28 protein-coding genes are annotated in these 22,291 nt (G+C 55.4%); 11 read left to right on the forward strand and 17 right to left on the reverse strand.

Annotated elements, in window-relative coordinates; translation table 11 throughout:
* Positions 1-28: 28 nt before the first annotated feature.
* Positions 29-460 carry a large conductance mechanosensitive channel protein MscL gene (mscL, locus tag AC2D8P_RS08355; RefSeq protein WP_484701909.1) on the reverse strand — a complete coding sequence of 144 codons (432 nt, stop codon included), beginning with the start codon at positions 458-460 and terminating at the stop codon, positions 29-31.
* A 111-nt stretch (positions 461-571) separates the two neighbouring features.
* On the opposite strand from mscL, the gene AC2D8P_RS08360 reads away from it, so the two are divergent.
* From AC2D8P_RS08360 to AC2D8P_RS08385, 6 genes are all read left to right on the forward strand, one after another.
* Complete coding sequence (locus tag AC2D8P_RS08360; protein ID WP_484701911.1) at positions 572-1,297, forward strand: glutathione S-transferase N-terminal domain-containing protein; 726 nt, start codon at positions 572-574, stop codon at positions 1,295-1,297.
* Positions 1,298-1,393: 96 nt separating this feature from the next.
* Positions 1,394-1,720 carry an ArsR/SmtB family transcription factor gene (locus AC2D8P_RS08365; RefSeq protein WP_484701912.1) on the forward strand — a complete coding sequence of 109 codons (327 nt, stop codon included), beginning with the start codon at positions 1,394-1,396 and terminating at the stop codon, positions 1,718-1,720.
* Positions 1,717-2,148 carry an SRPBCC family protein gene (locus AC2D8P_RS08370; RefSeq protein ID WP_484701914.1) on the forward strand — a complete coding sequence of 144 codons (432 nt, stop codon included), beginning with the start codon at positions 1,717-1,719 and terminating at the stop codon, positions 2,146-2,148. Before AC2D8P_RS08365 ends, AC2D8P_RS08370 begins: the two co-directional genes overlap by 4 nt.
* A 17-nt stretch (positions 2,149-2,165) precedes the next feature.
* Positions 2,166-2,879, forward strand: a complete 714-nt coding sequence (locus tag AC2D8P_RS08375) for a DUF899 domain-containing protein (RefSeq protein WP_484701916.1) — start codon at positions 2,166-2,168, stop codon at positions 2,877-2,879.
* Between the two features lie 11 nt (positions 2,880-2,890).
* Positions 2,891-3,199, forward strand: a complete 309-nt coding sequence (locus AC2D8P_RS08380) for a YciI family protein (RefSeq protein WP_484701918.1) — start codon at positions 2,891-2,893, stop codon at positions 3,197-3,199.
* Between the two features lie 52 nt (positions 3,200-3,251).
* Positions 3,252-3,638, forward strand: coding sequence for a DUF1761 domain-containing protein (locus AC2D8P_RS08385; protein WP_484701920.1), 387 nt, complete (start codon positions 3,252-3,254; stop codon positions 3,636-3,638).
* 27 nt (positions 3,639-3,665) lie between these two features.
* Here AC2D8P_RS08385 and AC2D8P_RS08390 read toward each other — a convergent pair whose 3' ends face one another.
* Positions 3,666-4,316: a pyridoxamine 5'-phosphate oxidase family protein gene (locus AC2D8P_RS08390; protein ID WP_484701922.1), complete on the reverse strand. Its 651-nt coding sequence runs from the start codon at positions 4,314-4,316 to the stop codon at positions 3,666-3,668.
* Between the two features lie 142 nt (positions 4,317-4,458).
* Here AC2D8P_RS08390 and pdxR point away from each other — a divergent pair, with 142 nt between their 5' ends.
* Entirely contained in the window at positions 4,459-5,832 is a 1,374-nt protein-coding gene (gene pdxR, locus AC2D8P_RS08395) for a MocR-like pyridoxine biosynthesis transcription factor PdxR (RefSeq protein WP_484701923.1), read from the forward strand.
* Here the strand turns inward: pdxR and AC2D8P_RS08400 are convergent.
* The 7 genes from AC2D8P_RS08400 to AC2D8P_RS08430 all read right to left on the reverse strand — a co-directional run bounded on the left by AC2D8P_RS08400 (position 5,818) and on the right by AC2D8P_RS08430 (position 12,135).
* Entirely contained in the window at positions 5,818-6,267 is a 450-nt protein-coding gene (locus tag AC2D8P_RS08400) for a YtoQ family protein (RefSeq protein WP_484701924.1), read from the reverse strand. The two genes, pdxR and AC2D8P_RS08400, sit on opposite strands and share 15 nt — an antisense overlap.
* A gap of 47 nt (positions 6,268-6,314) precedes the next feature.
* Positions 6,315-8,708: a phenylalanine--tRNA ligase subunit beta gene (gene pheT / locus AC2D8P_RS08405; RefSeq protein ID WP_484701926.1), complete on the reverse strand. Its 2,394-nt coding sequence runs from the start codon at positions 8,706-8,708 to the stop codon at positions 6,315-6,317.
* 69 nt (positions 8,709-8,777) lie between these two features.
* Complete coding sequence (locus AC2D8P_RS08410; protein ID WP_484701928.1) at positions 8,778-9,440, reverse strand: hypothetical protein; 663 nt, start codon at positions 9,438-9,440, stop codon at positions 8,778-8,780.
* Positions 9,437-10,510, reverse strand: coding sequence for a phenylalanine--tRNA ligase subunit alpha (pheS, locus tag AC2D8P_RS08415; RefSeq protein ID WP_484701929.1), 1,074 nt, complete (start codon positions 10,508-10,510; stop codon positions 9,437-9,439). The genes AC2D8P_RS08410 and pheS overlap by 4 nt, the downstream gene beginning before the upstream one ends.
* Positions 10,511-10,720: 210 nt before the next feature.
* Positions 10,721-11,083, reverse strand: a complete 363-nt coding sequence (rplT, locus tag AC2D8P_RS08420; protein WP_484701931.1) for a 50S ribosomal protein L20 — start codon at positions 11,081-11,083, stop codon at positions 10,721-10,723.
* A 12-nt stretch (positions 11,084-11,095) separates the two neighbouring features.
* Entirely contained in the window at positions 11,096-11,296 is a 201-nt protein-coding gene (rpmI, locus tag AC2D8P_RS08425) for a 50S ribosomal protein L35 (protein WP_484701933.1), read from the reverse strand.
* 128 nt (positions 11,297-11,424) lie between these two features.
* Positions 11,425-12,135: a response regulator gene (locus AC2D8P_RS08430; RefSeq protein WP_484701935.1), complete on the reverse strand. Its 711-nt coding sequence runs from the start codon at positions 12,133-12,135 to the stop codon at positions 11,425-11,427.
* 157 nt (positions 12,136-12,292) lie between these two features.
* Between AC2D8P_RS08430 and mce the strand changes: the two genes are divergently transcribed.
* On the forward strand, positions 12,293-12,697 hold the full coding sequence (gene mce / locus AC2D8P_RS08435) for a methylmalonyl-CoA epimerase (RefSeq protein ID WP_484701937.1): 405 nt from the start codon (positions 12,293-12,295) through the stop codon (positions 12,695-12,697).
* Positions 12,697-12,993 carry a DUF1467 family protein gene (locus tag AC2D8P_RS08440; protein ID WP_484701938.1) on the forward strand — a complete coding sequence of 99 codons (297 nt, stop codon included), beginning with the start codon at positions 12,697-12,699 and terminating at the stop codon, positions 12,991-12,993. The genes mce and AC2D8P_RS08440 overlap by 1 nt, the downstream gene beginning before the upstream one ends.
* Here the strand turns inward: AC2D8P_RS08440 and AC2D8P_RS08445 are convergent.
* The 4 genes from AC2D8P_RS08445 to AC2D8P_RS08460 form a co-directional block, all read right to left on the reverse strand.
* Positions 12,953-13,648: an EI24 domain-containing protein gene (locus AC2D8P_RS08445; RefSeq protein WP_484701940.1), complete on the reverse strand. Its 696-nt coding sequence runs from the start codon at positions 13,646-13,648 to the stop codon at positions 12,953-12,955. The genes AC2D8P_RS08440 and AC2D8P_RS08445 overlap by 41 nt on opposite strands.
* A complete protein-coding gene (locus AC2D8P_RS08450; protein WP_484701943.1) occupies positions 13,645-14,223 on the reverse strand; it encodes a nitroreductase family protein in 579 nt (192 codons plus the stop codon). Before AC2D8P_RS08450 ends, AC2D8P_RS08445 begins: the two co-directional genes overlap by 4 nt.
* A gap of 209 nt (positions 14,224-14,432) precedes the next feature.
* Positions 14,433-14,912 (reverse strand): imm11 family protein, encoded by a 480-nt coding sequence (locus AC2D8P_RS08455; protein ID WP_484701944.1) that lies wholly within the window; start codon positions 14,910-14,912, stop codon positions 14,433-14,435.
* A gap of 407 nt (positions 14,913-15,319) precedes the next feature.
* Entirely contained in the window at positions 15,320-17,278 is a 1,959-nt protein-coding gene (locus AC2D8P_RS08460) for an AsmA family protein (protein ID WP_484701946.1), read from the reverse strand.
* A gap of 127 nt (positions 17,279-17,405) precedes the next feature.
* Between AC2D8P_RS08460 and AC2D8P_RS08465 the strand changes: the two genes are divergently transcribed.
* Positions 17,406-17,969 (forward strand): DUF2585 domain-containing protein, encoded by a 564-nt coding sequence (locus AC2D8P_RS08465; RefSeq protein ID WP_484701948.1) that lies wholly within the window; start codon positions 17,406-17,408, stop codon positions 17,967-17,969.
* Positions 17,970-17,984: 15 nt separating this feature from the next.
* On the opposite strand, the gene AC2D8P_RS08470 is transcribed toward AC2D8P_RS08465, so the two are convergent.
* Positions 17,985-18,350: a hypothetical protein gene (locus AC2D8P_RS08470; protein ID WP_484701950.1), complete on the reverse strand. Its 366-nt coding sequence runs from the start codon at positions 18,348-18,350 to the stop codon at positions 17,985-17,987.
* A gap of 84 nt (positions 18,351-18,434) precedes the next feature.
* Here AC2D8P_RS08470 and AC2D8P_RS08475 point away from each other — a divergent pair, with 84 nt between their 5' ends.
* Complete coding sequence (locus AC2D8P_RS08475; RefSeq protein WP_484701952.1) at positions 18,435-19,394, forward strand: LysR family transcriptional regulator; 960 nt, start codon at positions 18,435-18,437, stop codon at positions 19,392-19,394.
* Positions 19,395-19,403: 9 nt separating this feature from the next.
* Here AC2D8P_RS08475 and tdh read toward each other — a convergent pair whose 3' ends face one another.
* The 3 genes from tdh to AC2D8P_RS08490 form a co-directional block, all read right to left on the reverse strand.
* Entirely contained in the window at positions 19,404-20,432 is a 1,029-nt protein-coding gene (gene tdh, locus AC2D8P_RS08480; RefSeq protein ID WP_484702074.1) for an L-threonine 3-dehydrogenase, read from the reverse strand.
* Positions 20,433-20,446: 14 nt separating this feature from the next.
* Positions 20,447-21,634 carry a glycine C-acetyltransferase gene (locus tag AC2D8P_RS08485; protein ID WP_484701954.1) on the reverse strand — a complete coding sequence of 396 codons (1,188 nt, stop codon included), beginning with the start codon at positions 21,632-21,634 and terminating at the stop codon, positions 20,447-20,449.
* A 91-nt stretch (positions 21,635-21,725) separates the two neighbouring features.
* The gene (locus AC2D8P_RS08490) at positions 21,726-22,289 is read right to left on the reverse strand and encodes a helix-turn-helix domain-containing protein (RefSeq protein ID WP_484701956.1); all 564 of its coding nucleotides are present in this window, start codon (positions 22,287-22,289) and stop codon (positions 21,726-21,728) included.
* Positions 22,290-22,291: the final 2 nt, after the last annotated feature.

Below are 22,291 nucleotides of genomic sequence, written 5' to 3' on the forward strand. Positions count from 1 at the left end.
GGCGGGTCTTTTCGTTCGTGATGCAGCCTTACTTGGATTTCGCCAATGCGTCCCGAATTTCGGTCAGCAGGTCGATTTCGCTTGGGCCTGCAGGGGCTGCTTCCACAACCTCTTCCTCTTTCGCGGCGGCGTCTTTGGCTTTGTTGACCATTTTCACGAGCATGAACACCACCCATGCGATGATCAAAAAGTTGATCACGGCCATAATGAATGACCCATACGCAAAAGCGGCTGCACCAGCTTCGCGTGCCGCTTCCAAAGAGGCATAATCCCCATCACCGCTGAGCACGACAAAGTTATTGGTGAAATCCACACCGCCTGTGAACAGGCCGATAATCGGGTTAATCAGGTCATCTACCATCGATTTCACGATGGCCGTAAAGGCCGCGCCGATGATGATCCCGACCGCCATGTCCATTACGTTGCCTTTGGCGATAAAACTCTTAAATTCCTGCAGCATTTTCCGTCCCCTTGCATTCCTGCACAATCGCTGTGCGTTTATCGAATATATTCGCATCTATGTTCAGGGGAAATCGCACCTATTTGTCACCTAATCGAATAGGAGCCCCCAATGACCCTGTATCAGCCAATCACACGTCCTTCGCTGTATGATTATCCGATCACCCAACGCTGGGCGCCGGAACACCCGGAACTGTTGCAATTGTATTCTCTGACCACACCAAATGGTGTGAAAGTATCCATCGCCTTGGAAGAAATGGGCATAGACTACGAACCCCACTTCGTTTCCTTTGCCGATCAGGAGCAGCTAAGCCCGGAGTTTCTGTCACTCAACCCCAACAATAAAATTCCCGCGATCATCGATCCCAATGGTCCATCGGGCGCGCCGATCGGATTGTTTGAATCTGGCGCAATCTTGATCTATCTGGCTGAAAAATCTGGAAAACTCCTCCCAACCGATCCCGCTAAACGCTACGAAGTCTTGCAGTGGCTAATGTTTCAGATGGGTGGCATTGGCCCCATGTTCGGCCAGGTTGGCTTTTTCACCAATTACGCGGGCAAAGAGATCGAGGATCCTCGGCCACGTGAACGGTATCTGAGCGAAGCAAGCAGATTGCTCAAAGTTCTGGATGGTCAATTGGAAGGCCAGGATTGGGTCGCCGGTGAATATTCAATCGCGGACATCGCCATTGCACCATGGCTGCGCACGATCAGAGATTTTTACCGGGTTGGTGATCTTGTTGACTGGGACAAACTCAAAAACGTCCCTGACTATCTGGAAAGGTTTCTTTCCCGACCCGCAGTGCAAAAAGGGCTTCGAACGCCCTCCAAAACCTGAGCTTTTGTTCTTAAAGGTTCCCGAAAGTTGGGGGCCTTTTTATTTACCCTTTTACTTAATTAATATTTGTGTTAATTAATGCTGTACGGAGGACACATGACCCAATTAACAGGACTATTTTCCGCCCTCAGCGATCCGACCCGATTCGCAATCGTTGAGCGACTTATGGCAGAGGGGGAAATGCCCGTTTCGGATTTACTGGAAGGGCAGAAAATTTCAGCCCCGGCTGTTTCCCGACATCTGAAAGTGTTGGTGAAATCTGGCGTTGTGACGCGTCGTGCCAGTGCCCAACAGCGTTTTTACTCCGTACGCCCCCAAGCGATTGAAACAATCAGCGCCTGGACAATGAGCCACAAAGAATTCTGGCAAGCCAGCCTGAATCGGTTGGAGGCGGCTTTGACACAGGAGATTTCCCGCAAGTGACTGACTTAAAACTGGAACGTATTATCGCCGCCCCACAGGAAACTGTTTTTCAGTTCATCTCGATCCGGGAAAACCTTTTGAAATGGTGGGGACCGGAAGGCATGCATATCCCCGAAGGCGATCTTGATTTCACCCAAACCGGCGCTTGGTTCTCCGTAATGCAGAACGCTGAAGGCAAGCGTTTCAAAGTATCTGGGCAGGTCACGAAAGTCTCGGCGCCTGACCTTGTAGCGTTCACCTGGGGGTGGCACGATGAGAACGATGACCGTGGCCACGAAAGCCATGTGATGATCACGCTCGACGATTTGGGAAATGGGCGGACCAGATTAACTCTGAACCATCAGCATCTGGCGGATGAGGAAAGCGCGAGCAATCACAATATGGGTTGGACATCGAGCCTCAGAAAATTTGAAACAATGTTTGAGTGAGCCCGAGGAGCCACGCCATGCAGCCAAATTCGATCATCAGTGCATCTGAATGGGAAGCAGCACATAGCGCCTTCATGCAAAAAGAAAAGGCATTTCAGAGGGCGCGCGACAAGCTTGCCGAAGAACGGCGAAACCTTCCTTGGACACGCGTTGACCAGGACTACCTGTTTCAGAGCGACAAGGGGGAGATTCACCTGTCCGATCTGTTTGACGGGCGCAAACAGCTCATCATCTGGCATTTTATGTTTGGAAAAGATTGGAAAGAGGGCTGCCCCTCTTGTTCATTTTGGGCAGACCAATACTCTCCAGCTCGAATTCACCTGAACCAACGGAATGTTAGTCTAGCTGCCGTCTCTTCAGCGCCAATCGGCACCTTACTTCAATATCGCAAACGGATGGGATGGACATTCCCGTGGGTGTCATCCGCGGGTTCTGACTTCAACAGACATTTCGGTGTTACGTTTTCAGAGGATGATACCGCCTCTGACGCGTTGCTTTACAATCATCAGACTCTGCCTGCCCTTGGTCAGGAGCTTCCGGGATTATCGGTTCTGGCGAAAACAAGTGACGGGGCCATCTACAGAACCTATTCTACCTACGCCCGCGGTCTGGATCCGTTAAACACCGCTTATCAGCATCTGGATCTGGTGCCGGAAGGCCGCAATGAGGGAGACCTTCCTTGGCCCATGGCTTGGCTGCGGCGTCACGACCAATACAACGATCACAAATAGTGGAGGAGAAAATGCCAAAGTATATTTTTGCATATCACGGCGGGAAAATGCCCGACACGCCTGAAGAAGGTGCCAAGGTCATGGCCCAATGGCAGGCCTGGTTTGCTGGTATGGGGGATGCCGTGATTGACGGCGGCAATCCCGTTGGTCCGTCAAAAACCGTGACCGCCGAGGGCGTAAATGACGACGGTGGCGCCAATCCGATCTCTGGCTACTCCTTGGTGCAGGCAGCTTCCATAGACGATGCCGTTGCGATTGCACGCGGCTGCCCGATCCTCGGAAATGGGACAGTCGAGGTCGCGGAAACGTTTGACTTGTAATCTATCTCTGACGGATTGGAAGTGTTTGTTAAAGTTATTGAAGGATTGACAAATGGCTGAAATCTTATCCGGAATAAGTTGGATTGGCGTCATAGTGGGCGCGGTCGTGTCCTTTCTGGTCGGGTGGTTGTGGTATTCCCCAAAACTGTTTGGACCAAAATGGGCAGATGGTGTTGGCGTAAAGATGGGCGATACCTCGGACATGCCCGTTGGTGCGATGGCCCTGCAACTGTTCGGACTATTCCTGATGAGCTGGTTTGTCGGCGTCACTGCCAAGAACGAGGCATTGCTGACCGTGATCTTGGGCACAATTGCCTTCTCCGTCCTGGCACTGTCGGGCAGCCTGTTTGCAAAGCAAAGCCAAGCGGCTGCCCTTATCAATTTCGGTTATTGGATCGTGTCCCTGATAATCATGATTATTGCGCAAGGCATTTTCTGATCCTTTGTTAAGACACGATGTGCGGTCTTACTCTGGCCAGCGAAATCGCGTGATGTGCACTGGCGCGTCCACACCGGGCATGTTTTTGGGATCGGCAACGGGCGCCCCAACCGTCGTGCTGATTGGGATAACCCCAGCCCAGATCGGCAAGTCATAGTCCGGCTCATCATCAATGGGCTGGCCCGTGCGAATTTTGGCGCTGGCCTCATCAATTTCCAACGACAAGAGTGTCGTCGCCTTTAGCTCTTGTTCGTTGTTGGGCCGCAAAACCGCAGAGCGACCGGGAAACAGTCCATCTATGAATGTGCATAGCTTGTCTTGCATTTCGTCAATATCGGTGACTTTTTTCGCGGTTCCAAACAGCATGACTGAACGTGAATTCACTGAATGGTGAAAACCTGACCTGGCCATGACAAACCCATCCATAATGGACACCGTCAAACAGACCTGCGCCTCTGTGCTGGCCCGCAACGCCCGGCTGGCGGATGATCCATGCCAATACACACGGTTCCCTTCGCGCCAATGCAGCGTTGGCGTCACGTATGGCGCGCCATCAATGATGTAACCAACAAAACACTGAGGTGTCGCATCGAGAATTTTGTAAAGTGTCTCTTTGTCATAGGCACCACGTGCATGAGAGCGACGCAGGCGGACACGATCGGTGGGTGGGTTCGTCATTGGATAACTCTTAATTGATTGGCTAGAGCTAAATTATTTCGTTATTGGTAATAAGGTAATGTCCAATATAGATAATTTATACCATACCAATTTATACACTGCCTTATTCGGTTTAAACCTGGACAGGCGGGCAAACGCGCCTATGCAAAGACAGCTGACAGATCATCTGCGGGATTTGATCCTGTCAGATATCGCCCCGCCTGGATCGCAAATGCCCTCAAGCCGTCGATTGGCCGAAGAGCTGTCTGTTTCGCGGGTCACAACGATTTCTGCCTTCGAGCAGCTCATTGCGGAGGGTTATCTTGAAACCCGGCAAGGCGCAGGCACATTTATCGCCCAAGATCTCCCTCATATCTCCACACCACAGCCACAAACCGAACCGCCGACCAAGGGCACAATTCCTCAACCCTATTCCGTGTTTCACGCGGGCATTCCTGATCTGAAACTGTTCCCGTACCGACAATGGGCGCGTCATCTGGACCGCGCCTGGCGAAATCCAAGTGACGCATTACTGAACCAACCCAACCCTGCGGGTTGGCAGCCGCTGCGCGCAGAAATAGCAAATCATTTAGGCGCCTGGCGCGGCATTCAGTGCAATGCCAATCAGGTCTTTATCACATCCGGCGCCGTCGAAACGTTCGAGCTAATCGGCAGCGCACTTCTTTCACCCGGGGACACGGTCTGTGTTGAGGATCCCGGCTACACTCCCATGCAAAATGCTCTGTCGCAGGTGGGGTTGCAATTGACACATTGCCCCGTGGATGATGCCGGATTTGATCTGGATTTCTGCACATCACAAGCGGTGGCTCAGGCCGCGATTGTCACACCTTCTCGCCAATACCCGCTTGGCATGACAATGCCCCTTGGGCGCAGATTGATGCTGCTGGATTGGGCGCAGAAAAACAAAACTCTGATCGTCGAAGATGACTATGACGGGGAGTTTCGCTATCAGGGTCAACCACTACCGGCGTTGTCGGCATTGGATGATCAGGGGCATGTGCTCTATGTCGGAAGCTTTTCCAAGCTGTTTTCCCCACATTTGCGGATCGGATACCTTGTTGCACCAGCGCACATGGTGCCTGCCCTCAGCGAAACGCTGGCGATCCGCGGCAGCAAGGCCTCAATGATCGCCCAGCCAGCACTGGCCAGTTTCATGAATAGTGGAGAGTTTTCCATTCACCTCAGACGCATGCGCAGACTCTATGCCGCCAGGCAACGGCATTTGTTGTCCCTGATTTCATCCGAATTGTCAGAGTATCTGGAATGCGCAGAGGATCCGGCAGGCATGCATCTGGTCTGTGGATTGGGGCCAAAGCTGTTGGGCCGAACAACCGATACAGAAATATCGCGCGCGGCCAAACAGATCGGCCTGACCGTGCGCGCTATCTCTGACTACACCTCAGGCGCGTCGTCGCGCCAGGGGCTCATTCTGGGATATGCCGGATTTGACGAGGAGGCTTTAACAAACGGGGTCGAACAGCTTGCGTCGTTGCTCAGACCGTTAGCCCGGCAATGATCCGGTTAACACATAACGCAAGATGTTCACCACTTGCGCAGGTTCTTCACACACCGCCAGGGCTGCAGCGTCCACCTCTTTCAGTGCGTGTTGATGATCCGGTCCATGCAGAATGATCAGGGATTTTCCCAGCGCCGCGGCGTAACCCGCATCAAAGGCCGCATTCCACTGTTTGTATTTCTCGCCAAACCGCACAACAACAACATCGGCATCCGCAATCCCCTTGCGCGTGCGGATGGCATTCACCATCGCCCCCTTGTGGTCGTGCCAATACTTGTTGGGCTCTGCCCCCATGATGGCGACCCCACAATCGTCAGAGGCATCGTGATCCGTCACCGGACTATGGAAAGTCACATCCAGACCCGTCGCGCCCTCGACAATCTGCTCGCGCCAATCGGTGTGAATTTCACCGGACAGATAGACGTTCAAACCCATGATGCTCTTCCTTTCGCCTTAAATACCTCCGCCGGAGGCATCCCACACTAGCCGCGTAGGACACCGCCCGTGGCTTTCTCGACCTTGGCGACGATCTTCTCGCCGACCGCCTCGATATCCTTATCGGTCAGCGTCTTGTCCGAGGGCTGCAAACGCACTGAAATCGCCAGCGATTTCTTACCATCACCCAAGCGGCCGCCGATAAATTCGTCAAACACACGCACGTTGTCGATCAATGCCTTGTCCGCCCCGGCAGCCGCATTCACCAGCGTCACAGCCTCGACATCCGCATCAACGACAAAGGCGAAATCACGCTCTACCGCTTGCAGATCGCTGACCTTCAGCGCGCCTTTGTTGGCGCCTTTTGACTTTGCGAAAGGCACATTGGCCATGTGGATCGCAAAGGCGACAACCGGCCCCTTCACATCCATTTCACCGATCACTTTGGGATGCAATTCGCCAAAACCAGCCAGCACGTTTTTCGGCCCCAAGGACAGTTTGCCCGACCGACCCGGATGCCACCAGTTGTTCATGCCGCGCAAATGCATCAACTTTGCCGGTGCACCGATGGCGTTGAGGATCGCTTCGGCGTCGGCTTTGGCATCGAATGTATCCACCGGACGGCGGCTGCCCAGGCGGTCGCGCGGGCCGGTGTTGCCGACCAGAATACCGGTGACCAACAGTTCCTGATCCTCGGGTTCCCCGCCATGCCAGACGGGGCCAACCTCAAAGAGGGCAAGGTCCATGAACCCGCGTGCCTGATTGCGTGCCGCAGCCTGCAAAAGACCGGGCAACAGCGACGGGCGCATGTGGCTCAACTCTGACGAAATCGGGTTTTCCAGCATCGCAGCATCATCGCCACCACCAAAGGCCTTGGCAGATTTTTTGTCTACAAATGAATATGTTACGCACTCATTATAGCCCAGGGTCGCCATTGCACGCCGCGCAGACCATTCGCGTTTCTGCATCGGTGTCAGGATCGCCTGCGCCACACCAGCAGGACGGGGTAAAGGTTTGCCTTTAAGCTTTGTCAGAGACGCGATCCGCGCGACCTCTTCAACCAAATCAGCCTCCCCCTGAACATCAGGGCGCCAGCTTGGTACATAGGCCATATTCCCTTCCAGAACGAAGCCCAAAGCGGTCAATGAACGGCGTTGTTCATCGGCCGGAATTTCCATTCCAACCAGGCTCTGTATTCTGTCGGTATTTAGTCGGTATTTGCGCTGTGTGTCTGGCACCTGCCCGGCAGTGATCATCTGGCTGACCTCACCACCGGCATGGTCAACGATCATCCGCACCGCGTGTTCCAGACCGAAGGGGGTAAAGGCCGGATCAACGCCGCGTTCAAATCTGTACCGCGCATCGGAATTGATCTTCAACGCGCGACCGGTATAGGCGATCTGGATCGGGTCCCAATAGGCGCTTTCCACAAACACATTCACGGTGTCATCGGTACAGCCTGTCTCTAGCCCGCCCATGATACCGCCGATGCTTTCTGCGCCCTGATCATCAGAGATTACCATCTGGCCGGGCTGGAACGTGTATTCTTTGTCATCCAGCGCCATCAAAGTCTCGCCACCCTTGGCGCGGTGGACCCGCAGATTGCCCTGCACCTTGTCCATGTCAAACACGTGCAGCGGGCGGTTGCGGTCATAGGTGTAGTAGTTGGTGACATCGACGAGAAAGCTGATCGGGCGCAGACCAATCGCCTTTAGAATATCCTGCAACCATTGCGGGGAGGGGCCGTTTTTCACGCCCCGGATTACGCGGCCAGTGAACAGCGGGCAGCCGTCCAGTGTGTCGTCATCAATGGTGACGTTGAAATCAGTCTCAAACGCTGCTGGAACCGGGTCCAGCTCGCGCGGTTTCAGGCTGCCCAGACCACGGGCGGCCAGATCACGGGCGATGCCCAGAACACCCAACGCATCGGGGCGGTTGGGTGTGATGGCAATCTCGATCACCGGGTCGGCCTTGGCCGGGTCATTTTCCGCCAGCCAGTCGGTGAACTTGTCGCCGACTTTGCCCGATGGCAGCTCGATTATGCCATCGTGTTCGTCCGACAGTTCCATCTCGCGCTCGGAACACATCATGCCGTGGCTTTCAATCCCGCGGATTTTGCCAACCTGAATGGTGGTGTCGATGCCGGGGATATACATGCCGGGCTTGGCAACGACGACGGTGATGCCTTGGCGTGCATTCGGCGCACCACAAATGATCTGTTTCATGCCCTCGTCGGTTTCGACCTGACAGACGCGCAGGCGATCGGCATCGGGGTGCTGAACGGCCTCCACCACATAGCCAAGGGTAAAGGCCCCAAATTTTTCCAACGGGTTTTCAACGCCTTCGACCTCTAACCCCAGATCGGTCAGGGCATAGGTGATGTCATCAAGGCTCGCCTCTGTTTCAAGGTGCTCTTTCAGCCAGGAGAGGGTGAATTTCATGACGTCTTCCTGTTGTCGCAAAGATCATATTTTTGGTTCAGTTTGGGAGAAATTTTAAGCATTTCTACATCACCCTTCAGCTTCAACACTTTGACGCAGAGCTTGTTGACTTAGACTTATTCGGCTTTTGATGGAAATTTCGCCGCTCAAGCCAAACGATTTCTGTCTGACAGCATTAACTAATCTAACTGTCGCCTGATCGATTTTCTCGCTCGCCGCCCTTCGCACTTCAAGCATCTCTTGTTTTAGTTCATCTGCTTCAAATTCATTGCATCCAGAATTGGCAATACTGGTTAACTTCTGAGCAAACTCACCCACAATTTCTCTGATTGCTTCATAGCACTCCGAAGTAAACTTTAGAATCTCGCCATCCGCCAAACATGATAGAATGGTAAGTTTGTTCTCGACTTCATCACATGCCGAAAAGTAATCGCTTACAGAAGCCTTTAGAGCTTCGTAATTGTCAAATTTAAATCGTTCTACTTGTGTCTTTAGATCAGAGATCGCCTTAAGCGTAGCAACGTATTCCGACCGCTGCTCCAACTGAATCTGTAGCTCGCGGTCCTTTGTTTTTTGCAACGGATATACCTTTATCGCAATAAACAAGGCCGTTGCTGAACCGAAAATTGCCGCAGCAAAAGTCAACAATCCACTGATTACGCTTTTGTCCGCAAACCAAATCCAGTCAAAGTCGCGGCAAATGTTTTCACATGCGGAGATGGTCTCACTCACCTACTCAACCCCCCATGCAGGGTCGGTTGATCCAGACTTGCGAACCCGTAATGGCGCAGCCAGCGTAGGTCGCTGTCAAAGAATGCGCGCAGGTCGGGGATGCCGTATTTCAGCATGGCGATACGGTCGATGCCGACACCAAAGGCGAACCCCTGATATTCTTCGGGGTCAATGCCACCGGCGGCCAGCACCTTGGGATGCACCATGCCAGAGCCCAGAATTTCCAGCCAATCGTCGCCTTCGCCCACTTTCACGGTGCCACCTTCCCAGCTGCAGCGGATATCGACCTCTGCCGACGGTTCGGTGAAGGGGAAGTGGGAGGCGCGGAAGCGCAGCTCTACATTATCGACCTCAAAGAAGGCTTTCACGAACTCTTCCAGACACCATTTCAGGTTGGCCATGGAAATGTCGGTGTCAATTGCCAGCCCCTCAACCTGATGGAACATCGGCGTGTGGGTTTGGTCATAATCGGCGCGGTACACACGGCCCGGTGCGATGATGCGGATCGGTGCGCCGTGTTTTTGCATCGACCGGATTTGCACCGGCGACGTGTGGGTGCGCAGCACATGCGGCGGGCGATCATCGCCTGCGGCCCGGTGCATATAGAACGTGTCCATTTCGGCGCGCGCCGGGTGGTGGCCGGGGATGTTCAGCGCGTCAAAGTTATACCAATCGGTTTCCACCTGCGGCCCTTCGGCCACGGCAAAGCCCATATCGGCGAAGATGGCAGAAACTTCCTCTGTCACCTGAGAAATCGGGTGGATGGTGCCTTGGCGCTGTGGGCGACCGGGCAGCGTGATGTCCAGCCATTCGTCGCGCAGGCGGGCATCCAGCGCGGCATCGGCCAGCGCGGTTTTCTTGGCAGACAAGGCCGAATTCAGCTCATCCTTCAGCGCGTTCAGCTTGGGGCCTGCGATCTGACGCTCCTCTGGTGTCATTTTGGCCAGCTCGCGCATTTTCAGGCTGACCTCGCCCTTTTTGCCCACGGCCTGCACGCGCAAATCTTCCAGCGCGTTTTCATCCGCGGCGCCCGCGATTGCATCCAGATATTTCTGCCTCAGATCGTCCATTGCGGCCTCTCAATTTCTGTCTTGCCCCTGCTACCCGCCGGGGCCCGGGTTTTCAAGCGGCTGCCCCCCTGAAAACCGATGTAAACAAAGAAAGCCGCGGAACCCTTGCGGGGCCCGCGGCTTTCCATCTGTCCCTCTTTATTTTTGGTCGCATTCCCGAACCGCAAAACCGGTATCCACTTTTGCTGGGAATGCTCCGCCAGAGGTATCTTATGCCAGCGCGGCCTTCGCCTTATCGACGATGGCACCGAACGCTTCGGGCTCATGCACAGCGAGATCGGCCAGAACCTTGCGGTCCACTTCGATCCCGGCCAGCGAAAGACCGTTGATGAAACGGCTGTATGTCAGGGCCTCATCATGGCTGCGTACAGCAGCGTTGATGCGCTGAATCCACAAGGCGCGGAAATTACGCTTGCGTGCCTTGCGGTCACGGGTTGCGTATTGGTTTGCCTTGTCGACAGCCTGGGTTGCGGTGCGGAAGGTGTTCTTGCGGCGGCCGTAATAGCCTTTGGCCGCTTTGATGACCTTCTTGTGACGGGCGTGGGTGACTTTACCAGAAGTTACACGAGACATTAGTCGTACTCCTTAGCGAGCGTATGGCATGTAGCCTTTGACGATTTTCTCGTCAGCGGCACACAGGGTTGTGGTTCCACGGGCATTGCGCAGGAATTTGTTCGTACGCTTGATCATGCCGTGACGCTTGCCAGCCTGGGCTGCGACAACGCGGCCAGAGGCAGTCACCTTAAAGCGCTTTTTAGCGCCTGATTTGGTCTTCATCTTGGGCATTTCCGGCTCCTTGATTTCAGGTCGGTTTATGCACGACTCGGCATGCCACTTGGGCCGGTCGCGCGACTAGAGCGCCCCCTATACGGGCGGAACCCGGATCGGGCAAGCGGAAAATGCGGTTCTGTGGGTCAGATTTCATCCAGCCGGGCAAGGCGAGTGTGCAAGATTTGGGTCAGGTTTACCGTGGCGCTCTGCCGGTTGTTTGCATTGGGTGTGGCGGACAAAAGCGCCTGCGCCGCTGATCGAAGCTCCCCATCCCCGATGCTGAGGGCCAACCCCCTGACAAACTGGGCGGCGTAGCGGCTGTTTGGCCGATTTTGCAGAAGCTCAACGGCCATGGTCAAATCCTCCCGGCAGGCCAATGGATCGCAAGCGCACGTTGTGACCTGAAGGCGGGGTATCGATTTCCGTCGGGCACCCGGAAGAACAGATAGGACGCTCATTTGAAACGCGCCAACATGTTGAATGGGTTTGGCGAGAAAGGCACCCGCGCCGGCATTCAGCGCCCGGCCCCGCCCGTCAGGATCGCCGCTAAGGCCCAGTATCGCAGGGCGCGTATTGTCTTTTGTGCGCTTGTCGATACGGGAAATCAGTCTCTCACCCGACCCGTCCGGCAGCCCCAGATCAACGATGACAACATCGGGGCGCGACCGATCCAGATGCCACAAGGCACCGGCAAGGTCGCGGGCGCGGCGTAGCTTTGCCCCGCTGTGCAGGCACATCAACCGAATGGCATCCGATGCCTGATTGCTGTCTTCGACCAGAAGAATGCAGATTCCGGCAAGCGGGCCGCGTGTTTTGGGCCTGCGCGGGGGAACCATTCGCTCGATCTCATTCATGGCAACATCCTTGGGTACCCGCGCAGCAGATCACGCCCGGGTAAAGGGGGCGTAAACCACAACCTGCGGCCTTGGGTCGCTTGAAAATCACTTGTTGTCGCAGCTGTCTGTCGACATAAGAAGCGCAACTGATATTCGCACCCGGAAGGAATGTCTCATGATTGGTCGTCTCAACCACGTTGCCATCGCCGTCCCTGATCTGGAAGCCGCAAGCGCACAGTATCGCGACACGCTGGGGGCCGATGTCGGCGCACCGCAGGATGAGCCCGATCACGGCGTGACCGTCGTGTTTATTGAACTGCCGAACACCAAGATCGAATTGCTCTACCCATTGGGCGATGCCTCTCCGATCAACGGTTTTCTCGAAAAGAACCCGTCAGGCGGTATTCACCACATGTGCTATGAGGTCGAAGATATCATCTCCGCCCGCGACAAGCTGAAGGCCGAAGGCGCGCGGGTGCTGGGCACTGGGGAACCAAAGATTGGCGCCCATGGCAAGCCGGTTCTGTTTTTACATCCCAAAGACTTCAACGGCTGCCTGATCGAATTGGAAGAAATCTGATGTCCATCACGTCGGCAATCGTGCTGTATGCTGTGATCTGGTTCATGGTCTTTCTGATCGTGCTGCCGATCCGCCTGAAAACACAGGGCGATGTGGGCGAGATTGTCGCGGGCACCCATGCCGGGGCCCCGCATGATCCGCAGATTGGACGCCGGGCCAAGATCACCACGGCGCTGTCTATCGTTTTATGGGCAGTGATCGCAGGCACGATTGTCAGCGGCGCGATCACGGTTCGTGATCTGGACTGGCGCAATATTATGGGCGAGCCTGCTGAACCCGATGATAAAGGTGAGTGAAGGTCGCCACGCCCAAAACCGGGATCAACAAGTTGATCAGCGGGATGGTCAACGGCACCGTCATTAAAAAGCCCGCCGTCCAAACTGACCAACGATGCTGCTGATACAGGGCACGCGCACCATTGCGCCCCAAACGTCGCATGGCGACCATCTGAAAATACTCGCGCCCCAGAAGGTATCCGTTTAGCCCCCAAAAAATCAGCGGGGCAAAGGGTGGTAGGGCGATGTAAAGGATCAGCGCAAGCAGGTTGGCGGCGATCATTATCCCCAAAAATCCAACGGAATCCCGTAGCGCGGTTACCAAAGGTACGGATGGCGGGGTACTAATGCCGGGGTAGTGTCGGTCTTCTACGGCATTCACGACCTCGTCCAGAAATATCCCGGTGAAGGCAGAGGCGACGGGCACCATCAGAAAGATCGACAGCCCGATCATCACAAAGAAGGACCCAATGCTGAGGACATCATCGGCCCATGTCACCGCACCGATCCATGGCAAGCTCACCTGATCAGGAACAAACCACCCGATCAGCGTTAAAAACACAAAGTAAATCAGGGCAAGCAAACCCAGCGACAGGCCAATTCCTTTGGCCAGAACTGATCGAAACCGGGGATCACCCAGCTGCCCCAGAGCACGCAAAAAATCACTTATAATCATTCACTTACCCAGGTGGTTTTTGCATCAATATCGGGGCGTGGGCGTTCTGGTGGGGCGGCGGTTTCGGTGCCGATGTGGATGAAGCCGGCGACGAATTCGCCCGTTGTTAAACCCAGCCCCTCTTTCAGGAATTCATCATCCGTGGCGGGCCAACCGGTCAGCCAATTGGCGCCCCAGCCAGTGGCCAGTGCCGCGTTGAGCAATGACAGGCACACAGCACCGGCGGAAAGATGCTGTTCGATCTGGGGCACTTTTTCCGACGAGATTGTGGTGGATATCACGGCGACAGCAAGCTCTGCATCGGCGAACTGACGGCGGGTTTTTTCGGTCACGACCGCATCTTTACCCAATGCACCCGCGCGGGTGACCGCAAGTTCAGACAGTCTTTTCAGTGCGTTACGTTCCAAAACAATAAAACGCCAAGGCTCCAGCTTACCATGATCGGGGCTGCGGGCGGCGGCGGTCAGAAGGGGGATCAGGTCATCGCAGGAGGGCACTGGGCCCGTCAATGTTTTGGCCGGACGCGAGCGCCGGGTCAGCAGAAATTCCAGCGCGGATGGATTGGGAACAGGCATGAAATCACCATCAAAAATCGGGTCCTTGTCGATCTAAGGGCTCTGCGCTGGATGCACAACCGGCGACCGGGAATTTCCGTTGACGCCCCGGAAACGGAAATCGTTAACGCCAAAATCAACGTCGGTATTACGTCGGTATTACGACTGCATAGCGACGGTGGGTATTGGATAGGCGCGATGGTGTTAACCATTTGGGTTTCGAGCGTGGATCAGGCCTGTTCGAGGTGCTGATATGACAACCCCGTCACTCCAGCCGCCTTCAGGCGCGCGGCGAATTCCTCTGAAATAAAGGTGCCGCCTCGAAATTTGTCATGCCAGGCGTGGTGAACACCGATCTTCTGAACATCGAAAAAGAATTGACTGGGCTTGCCCTTGGTGGGCACCCAAAATCCTCGTTCATTAACAGGATACGTCAACCCTCGGTGCGTCGTATCCAGCCGGTTGCAAATATTCAACCAATAGGCATCGCCGATCTTTTCACCCTTGATATACAGCTCCATTGGCCAGAACTGATGCACGCCGGGTTCCAATTCCTCCAAAATGTCCTTGAAGGTCTGATTGACGAGGAGACAACTGCTAAAATCGTCGATGTCAACCAATGCAACTTTATCGGGTCCCACCCCCTGACGCTCCAATTTAGTAGGAATATGATCAGGTTTTTGTGCTCTTCCAGATTGACGAGCGATCATTACCCCCCCCATCCGGGGTTGGGTCAACCAATTGAATTCTGCGTTTGTCACCGTTAAGAGGATGCCATGCTGGCAACTCGTAATCATAATCCGTAACGTATTTTCCGCCTGAAATGTGATAAACCATATCTGCCCCCTTAGTCCTGATCCGTCGGGCCCTGCGCCCCCATCTGTTTTAGCATATCCGGTTCCACCAATCGGCCAATCACCGAGTGCGGCGCGTTGGGTTTGGCGGTATGGGTGAATAATTTTGCAATGCAACTGGCTCAGGTCATGTCACAACCTATACGCGGGTCTAGCGGCGATTCAATCGCAAAATTGATGTGGAGGGCTGGGTGCGGCCCTGTCTGTTTTCTGACTGGGGGATGACGCAGAATGCCGGGCTGAAGCCCGGCCTGCGGGGTGGGTCAGTTGCCGCCCAAAATATCCAACAGCTTGTTGCCCAGTTCCTCTTCCAGTTCGCGTTTGACGGCGTCTTCCAGGCTTTCATCTTCTTCGCGCTGAACGCCCAGCGCCTCTTCGGCCTGTTGTTTCAGGGCCTCTTCGGCGGCTTTGCGTTCTTCGGCCAGTTCCTGTTCCAGCAAAAACTCCAGATCCGGGCGGAAGGATGGATCAGACCACGGGCCGGTGATGATGACCGGCACGGTAAAGCCGCCCGTGCCATCCTCGCCAGCCAAAGCGGTTGGAACGATCCGGTAATCCAGTTTCTGGCGACCGATATCCACCTTGCCCTCGCCGGTCGCATTGACCAGCGGGGCGGCAATCAGAAGGTCGGAATTGGATAAAACGCCGGCCTCTATCACAAAGCTGGCCGTGATCGCATCAAAGATCGTTTTTGATCCGCTGCCCTCGTAGGAGCTGTCGAAGTTTCGCAGCATCCCGGCAAGATCGAGCCCCCGCAATTCGCCATTTGTCAGCGACAGAGATCCGGAACCTGAAAGCGATTTCATGATCGCATCCAGACTGTTCCCAACGCCGAGAAAGTTTACCTTGGCATTTCCGGTTCCGATCAGCCGTTCATAATCGGCCAGATCGGACAGGAACGGCTGAATGGACATGTCGGCCAGGTTCAGATTGCCGCCCACGGACAATCCATTGCGATTGTTCATCACAAACTCGCCCGTGATCTGCCCGCCATAGGCCGAAATTGATCTGAGGCCAAAAACCGCGCGGGATCGGTCAATCGTTGTCAGGATTTCCGTCTTGCCCAACGTCAGCGTGCCAAAGTTGATGCCATTGGCCGTGAAGGCCAGATCGCCATCGATGGCAGACACCGCATCAGCGTTGATCCGATCGGTGGGCCAGCCGTCGGCAGGCGCGGCGGTTTGCTGGCTTTCGCCCTGCCCCTCCCCGGCGGCCAGGGAGGAAAAGTCAAGCTGATCCCCGGCCAGCCTGGCATTGAATTGCGGGCGGTCCCCGACAAGATTGGCATCAAACGCCCCGGTCAACCGGTTATCGTCCAGCCGGATCGAACCGTTTCGCAGGTGCAAAGTCTGATCCGGGGTGAGCGTCACCGCGCCCGAGATGTCTATCCGGTCGCGGCCAAAGCCTGCCGGGATTTCCGGTGTGTCATCGCCGATCGCGGTAAAGAATTGCGGAATATCGGCGAACTGTGCGTCCAACTGCCCCTCGAACGCGGTGGGCGCATAGCCGCCCTGCCCGTTCAGGCTGAGAGAGTTATCGCCGCTGTCGACCTCCAGATCCAGGGTCGTGATGTCCCCGGTCAGGAAAGTGTCAAACTCCTCTATCCGGGCGACTAGTTTATGCGGGATACCGTGAAGAAGTGCGGAAAGATCAACAGAGGCCGGGCCGCTGAAGTCTGGCAGCCGCAGTGACAGATCCAGTGCCTCTAGCCGCGTATCTTTGCCAGTGGCCAGATTGCGATAAATGACGGTGCCATTTTGAACCAGCCCGCGATCCAGTGAAAAGGCGGGCACATCACCCGATGCCTCGGGGGCGCCAATGCTGGCGCCGCCGGTTTCGACGTCAAAATCCCAATTGGTTCTGCCCTGTTCATCGGCGACCAGCAACAGGACCGGCTCAGTAATCTCCACCTCTTCGATCCGCACGCCACCCGACATCAAGGCCCAGGCATTGACACCTATGCGGGCGGCTTTGGCAGTCAGCATCGGGCCGTCATCAGACCAATCGGCATTGGCGACACTGACACCACCGATGCGAATGCCAAGTTGCGGGTAAATTGTGGCGCTGATGCCGCCGGTCAATGTCATGGCACGGCCGGTCGCCTCTTCAAACCGGCGCTCTGCGATCCGCGCGATGCGATCCCCGGGGATCAGCATCAACGCCGTAACCCCCAAGGCGATGAGAAGCAGAACCAGAACACCAAACCGAACCAACCAACGCATAAATTCACCTCTGAAAAATATGCCACTAGGCTACGCCCGGAGCCTACCAAACAGCAAGAGCCTGAATCAAATGCGATCATCATATCTTGGTGTAGACAGATCAGACGGGGTGTGATTGCTTATCCCCATGAATACACAAGTTGAACGTGCCTATTGGCTGACCGCGATTGTTGTTCTTTTGACCACCATCATCCTGCTAGCGATGGGGCGGGTGCCGTGGTGCGAATGCGGCACGATCAAGCTGTGGTACGGCGCAGTCATGACGTCGGAAAACTCTCAGCATTTGATGGATTGGTATACGCCCAGCCATCTGCTGCATGGGTTCTTGTTCTATGCGATTTTGTGGCTGGTGGCGCGGAACATGAATGTCGGCTGGCGCCTGCTGATTGCCACGATTGTCGAGGCCGCCTGGGAGATCGTGGAAAACACCAATGCGGTGATCGAACGCTACCGCGAGGTGACGATATCGCTGGATTACTACGGTGACAGCGTCGTCAATTCGTTTGCCGATATCATCGCGATGCTGGTGGGGTTCTGGCTAGCGCGTCATTTCCCCGTTTGGCTGAGCTTTGTGATCGTGATCGGGTTTGAACTGCTAACCGCCTGGGTGATCCGCGACGGTCTGGCGCTAAATGTGCTGATGCTGCTGTATCCGCTGGATGCGGTGCGTGATTGGCAGGGCGCATTATAGGGCCCTGCCCTGACCCTAGCCGCGGTTTTTGAACACCACGACCAGAAACGCAATGCCAGATAGCAATGTCAGGATTGACCCGATCTTGGCAAAGGTTTCGGTGGTTTCACTGATCGCCATGACAATCCCCGGCACCACAATGACAACCCCGGCCAAAGCCAGCGCGAAATGCGCCTTGGGCAACATCCCCTCTGCCGCTGCGGGCACGAGGTGATAGTAAAACGCATAGATTGCAAACAGCACAAAACCCAACAGGTTCAAATGCGCATGGGCCGGTGACATTGTGTGATCCCCAGAGGCGGACATTTGGATGCCCCATCCCATCCCGATCACCACAAACAGTGCCCCCAAGACCATGAAATTAAATGACAGTCCCTTCATGATAGTTCTCCTTCCCCATATTCATACAGGGTAAGAAAATAGAATTGATTAATAAAATGAATTATAATTATAATATATATTAACATGACAAATTTATCCAAGCTTGACCTGAACCTGTTGCGGGTTCTTGATGCCATGTTTCGAGAGAGTTCGACGATTGCAGCAAGCAAACGCATAGGTTTGTCACAGCCTGCCGTGTCCGCCGCTCTTGGTCGGCTTCGCCATGCGCTGAACGATCCGCTTTTCATTCGGCAGGGGCAAAAGCTGGTTCCGACCGATTATGCCCGCAGCCTGGACCTGCCCATACGGGATATGTTGAATCGGCTGGAGACAATATTGGCCGGGCCAGATCAGTTTGACCCGGCGACATCACATGAAACCTTTCGCCTGACGGGCATTGATTTCTTTGCCGAACATCTTTTTCCGGTTTTGGCAAACAGATTGTCAGAACTGGCCCCCCACATGCGCGTGCAGATGGTGGATGTTATTCTGGACGACAAGATGGAATATTTCCCGAAATTCAATTTGGATATCGCTTTGATTCCAAAATTTGCCTTGCCCAGTTGGCTGGAGGCGCAAGAAGTTTTGACCACCAGCTATGTTGTCGTTGCTCGGCAAGGGCACCCGGAAATATCTCGTTCCGGTACGCCAGTTGGCGACGTTCTGCCCCTAGATCTGTTCTGTAGCCTTACGCATGTTCTGTGTTCCCCGGAGGGAAAGTTTTGGGGGCATGCTGACGCCGCATTGGAAAAGATTGGCAGATGCCGAACCGTTAACTTTACTGCGCCCAATTTTTCAGGTGTGTGCAACACCGTAAGCCAAAGCAATATTATTGCACTGTTGCCGCATCAATCCGCCGAAAATGTTGCCGACAGATTGAAGCTCGACATCTACCTGCCACCTTTGCCAATCCCGCCCGTTTCTCTGCAAATGGTTTGGCATAAAACATCCACGAACAATCCTGAACATAGGTGGATTCGCAATATTGTGGTGGATGTGTTGGCCGGGCTGGACAAACCACCGAAAATTGGGGACCGACCTTAGGGTCAGGATCTATCCCCAATCCAGCACGACCTTGCCCGAGGCCCCGCCTTTCATCTCAGCAAATCCTTTGCGGAAGTCATCAACGCTGAACCGGTGGGTGATCACCCGGCTGACGTCCAGCCCGTTTTGCAGCATGGCGATCATCTTGTACCAGGTTTCAAACATCTCGCGCCCGTAAACGCCCTTGATGGTGATGGCCTTGAAAACGATGCGCGACCAGTCCACTGGCGATTTTCCCGGCGGTATGCCCAGAAGGGCGATTTTACCACCCATCACCAAGGCCTCGACCATCTGATCCAATGCGGCCTGATTGCCGGACATTTCCAGCCCCACATCGAAACCCTGGGCCAAGCCCAGTTCGGCGATAACGTCATTCAGATCCTCATTGGCGACGTTGACCGGCCGCACGGTTGGGACCACGTGCTGGGCCAATGCCAACCGATCCGGGTTGATATCGGTGATCACCACATTGCGCGCGCCTGCATGGCGGGCAACGGCGGCAGCCATGATGCCAATGGGACCGGCGCCGGTGATCAGCACGTCCTCCCCCAGCAAATCAAAGGACAGGGCGGTATGCACCGCATTGCCCAGCGGGTCCAGAATGGCACCGATCTCATCCGGGATATCGTCGGGCAGCGGCACAACGTTGAAGGCAGGCAAGCGCAGATATTCGGCAAAGGCCCCCTGTTCATTCACCCCGATGCCGCGCGTGCCGGGATCAAGGTGGAACTTGCCGGCGCGCGATTGGCGGCTGTCATGGTCGATCAGGTGCCCCTCGCCTGAACAGCGCTGGCCGATTTCCAGCCCTTCGACATTTTTGCCCAACTCGACAATTTCACCGGCAAATTCGTGGCCTGTGATCATCGGCACGGGTACGGTGTTCGCGGCCCAGTCATCCCAGTTCCAGATGTGGATGTCAGTACCGCAGATACCAGTTTTGCGGATACGGATCAGCACCTCGTCTGGCCCAATTTCCGGAACCGGTGCCTGCACCATCCACAGGCCTTCCTCTGGCTTTGACTTCTCCAGCGCCTTCATCGTGTTTGGACGTGTCATTGGATGACCCCTAGCTCGCACCCGACCTTGGCGAAGGCGGCAAGCGCCGTATCCAGATCGTCGCGGGTCAGGGCAGCGTTCATCTGGGTTCTGATCCGGGCCTGGCCGCGCGGGACCACCGGGAAGAAGAAGCCGGAGACATAAACGCCTTCGTTGAACAGTTTCGCCGCCATGTCTTGGGCCAATTGTGCCTCCCCCAGCATCACCGGAATGATGGGATGTTCGCCCGGCAAGATGTTAAAGCCGAGGCGTTCCAGCCCCGCGCGCCAGTAGCGCGCATTGTCGAAAAGCTGCGCACGCAGGGCGGCACCCTCTTCCACCAGACGGATCGCCTCTATCCCCGCGGCAACGATCGAGGGCGGCAGCGAATTGGAAAACAGATAGGGCCGCGCCCGCTGCCGCAAAAGATCAATCACTGGCTGCGGCCCGGCGATATAACCGCCGATGGCCCCCCCAAGTGCTTTGCCGAGCGTCCCTGTCAAAATGTCTACGTCCACGCCAAAATGGTCTGGCGTTCCCGCACCGCGTGGCCCCATAAACCCGGTGGCATGGCAGTCATCGACCATCACCAATGCATCGTATTCGCGGGCCAGCCGGGTAATTTGCGGCAAATTGGCCAAATACCCATCCATCGAAAACACGCCGTCTGTTGCGATCATAATATGGCGCGCGCCCTCTTCGCGGGCATGTTTTAGCATCGCCTCAAGATCGGCCATGTCATTGTTCATGTAGCGATAGCGTTTGGCCTTGCACAGGCGCACGCCGTCGATGATTGATGCGTGGTTCAGACTGTCGGAGATGATTGCGTCTTCGGGGCCCAGCAAAGGTTCAAAGAGGCCCCCATTGGCATCGAAACAGGCGGCGAAAAGGATCGCATCGTCCTTGTTCAGAAAGGTCGCCAGTTTCTGTTCCAGCTCGCGGTGGATATCCTGTGTGCCACAGATAAACCGGACCGAGGCCATGCCAAATCCCTTGTCATCCATCACATCGCGGGCGGCCCGGATCAGATCGGGATGATTGGCGAGCCCCAGATAGTTATTGGCGCACAGGTTGATGACCTCGTGTTCACCAACCGCGATATGGCCGCCCTGGGCAGAGGTGATGGGACGTTCGCGTTTCATCAGGCCGTCCGCATCGATTCCCTTCAGGGTATTGCAGACATGTGTCAGAAAATTCTGGGACATTTGGACCTCCGGTTGATAAATCTGTGATAACGGACAGTGCTGTCAATATGACGGATATCATATAACGGATATTCTGTCCACTATTACGGAATTAACCGCCCTGAACGATCAAAAATGCCTTTGCCGGTTGATCCGCCGCCGAAATCATATGGGTCACATCCGCCGCATATCGCGCGGTATCACCGGCGTTCAACCTTGCGCTGGTATCCCCGGACCGGACCAGCAATTCCCCCTCTATCACTGTCAGCGCCTCACGCGCGCCAGTGGTATGCGGTTGGCTGTCCAGCGCGCCATGGGCATCGAAGGAGAGTTCGTAGACCTCGAACCGCCCGGCATCTTCAGGCGGTGACAGAATTCGAATGCGGCATCCTGCCCCACGCTGTTCGATCGTGGGGGTTGCCTCCGCCCGGACAACGTCAATTTCGGGCTCTGGGCTGCCGCCTTCCAACAATCCGGCAAAATCAACCTGCAAAGCCCGGGTCAGATTCCACAAGGTGGCAATGGTGGGCGACGATTCCCCGCGTTCGATCTGACTGACCATTGACCGGGAAACGCCCGACAGTTTCGCCACGGCATCAAGCGACAGCCCTTGCGAGGTCCGCGCATGTTTCAGCCGGCTTGCCAGTTGATCAAGGATGTCGGAGTGATTGGCCATGC

This window comes from Roseovarius sp. YIN77 (assembly GCF_057219155.1).

Excerpts from the sequence above, each read along its gene's own strand:
- mscL (WP_484701909.1), bottom strand. The coding sequence starts at position 460 with ATGCTGCAGGAATTTAAGAGTTTTATCGCCAAAGGCAACGTAATGGAC.
- AC2D8P_RS08360 (WP_484701911.1), top strand. The coding sequence starts at position 572 with ATGACCCTGTATCAGCCAATCACACGTCCTTCGCTGTATGATTATCCG.
- AC2D8P_RS08365 (WP_484701912.1), top strand. The coding sequence starts at position 1,394 with ATGACCCAATTAACAGGACTATTTTCCGCCCTCAGCGATCCGACCCGA.
- AC2D8P_RS08375 (WP_484701916.1), top strand. The coding sequence starts at position 2,166 with ATGCAGCCAAATTCGATCATCAGTGCATCTGAATGGGAAGCAGCACAT.
- AC2D8P_RS08380 (WP_484701918.1), top strand. The coding sequence starts at position 2,891 with ATGCCAAAGTATATTTTTGCATATCACGGCGGGAAAATGCCCGACACG.
- AC2D8P_RS08385 (WP_484701920.1), top strand. The coding sequence starts at position 3,252 with ATGGCTGAAATCTTATCCGGAATAAGTTGGATTGGCGTCATAGTGGGC.
- AC2D8P_RS08390 (WP_484701922.1), bottom strand. The coding sequence starts at position 4,316 with ATGACGAACCCACCCACCGATCGTGTCCGCCTGCGTCGCTCTCATGCA.
- pdxR (WP_484701923.1), top strand. The coding sequence starts at position 4,459 with ATGCAAAGACAGCTGACAGATCATCTGCGGGATTTGATCCTGTCAGAT.
- AC2D8P_RS08400 (WP_484701924.1), bottom strand. The coding sequence starts at position 6,267 with ATGGGTTTGAACGTCTATCTGTCCGGTGAAATTCACACCGATTGGCGC.
- pheT (WP_484701926.1), bottom strand. The coding sequence starts at position 8,708 with ATGAAATTCACCCTCTCCTGGCTGAAAGAGCACCTTGAAACAGAGGCG.
- pheS (WP_484701929.1), bottom strand. The coding sequence starts at position 10,510 with ATGGACGATCTGAGGCAGAAATATCTGGATGCAATCGCGGGCGCCGCG.
- rplT (WP_484701931.1), bottom strand. The coding sequence starts at position 11,083 with ATGTCTCGTGTAACTTCTGGTAAAGTCACCCACGCCCGTCACAAGAAG.
- rpmI (WP_484701933.1), bottom strand. The coding sequence starts at position 11,296 with ATGCCCAAGATGAAGACCAAATCAGGCGCTAAAAAGCGCTTTAAGGTG.
- AC2D8P_RS08430 (WP_484701935.1), bottom strand. The coding sequence starts at position 12,135 with ATGAATGAGATCGAGCGAATGGTTCCCCCGCGCAGGCCCAAAACACGC.
- mce (WP_484701937.1), top strand. The coding sequence starts at position 12,293 with ATGATTGGTCGTCTCAACCACGTTGCCATCGCCGTCCCTGATCTGGAA.
- AC2D8P_RS08440 (WP_484701938.1), top strand. The coding sequence starts at position 12,697 with ATGTCCATCACGTCGGCAATCGTGCTGTATGCTGTGATCTGGTTCATG.
- AC2D8P_RS08445 (WP_484701940.1), bottom strand. The coding sequence starts at position 13,648 with ATGATTATAAGTGATTTTTTGCGTGCTCTGGGGCAGCTGGGTGATCCC.
- AC2D8P_RS08450 (WP_484701943.1), bottom strand. The coding sequence starts at position 14,223 with ATGCCTGTTCCCAATCCATCCGCGCTGGAATTTCTGCTGACCCGGCGC.
- AC2D8P_RS08455 (WP_484701944.1), bottom strand. The coding sequence starts at position 14,912 with ATGATCGCTCGTCAATCTGGAAGAGCACAAAAACCTGATCATATTCCT.
- AC2D8P_RS08460 (WP_484701946.1), bottom strand. The coding sequence starts at position 17,278 with ATGCGTTGGTTGGTTCGGTTTGGTGTTCTGGTTCTGCTTCTCATCGCC.
- AC2D8P_RS08465 (WP_484701948.1), top strand. The coding sequence starts at position 17,406 with ATGAATACACAAGTTGAACGTGCCTATTGGCTGACCGCGATTGTTGTT.
- AC2D8P_RS08470 (WP_484701950.1), bottom strand. The coding sequence starts at position 18,350 with ATGAAGGGACTGTCATTTAATTTCATGGTCTTGGGGGCACTGTTTGTG.
- AC2D8P_RS08475 (WP_484701952.1), top strand. The coding sequence starts at position 18,435 with ATGACAAATTTATCCAAGCTTGACCTGAACCTGTTGCGGGTTCTTGAT.
- tdh (WP_484702074.1), bottom strand. The coding sequence starts at position 20,432 with ATGAAGGCGCTGGAGAAGTCAAAGCCAGAGGAAGGCCTGTGGATGGTG.
- AC2D8P_RS08485 (WP_484701954.1), bottom strand. The coding sequence starts at position 21,634 with ATGTCCCAGAATTTTCTGACACATGTCTGCAATACCCTGAAGGGAATC.
- AC2D8P_RS08490 (WP_484701956.1), bottom strand. The coding sequence starts at position 22,289 with ATGGCCAATCACTCCGACATCCTTGATCAACTGGCAAGCCGGCTGAAA.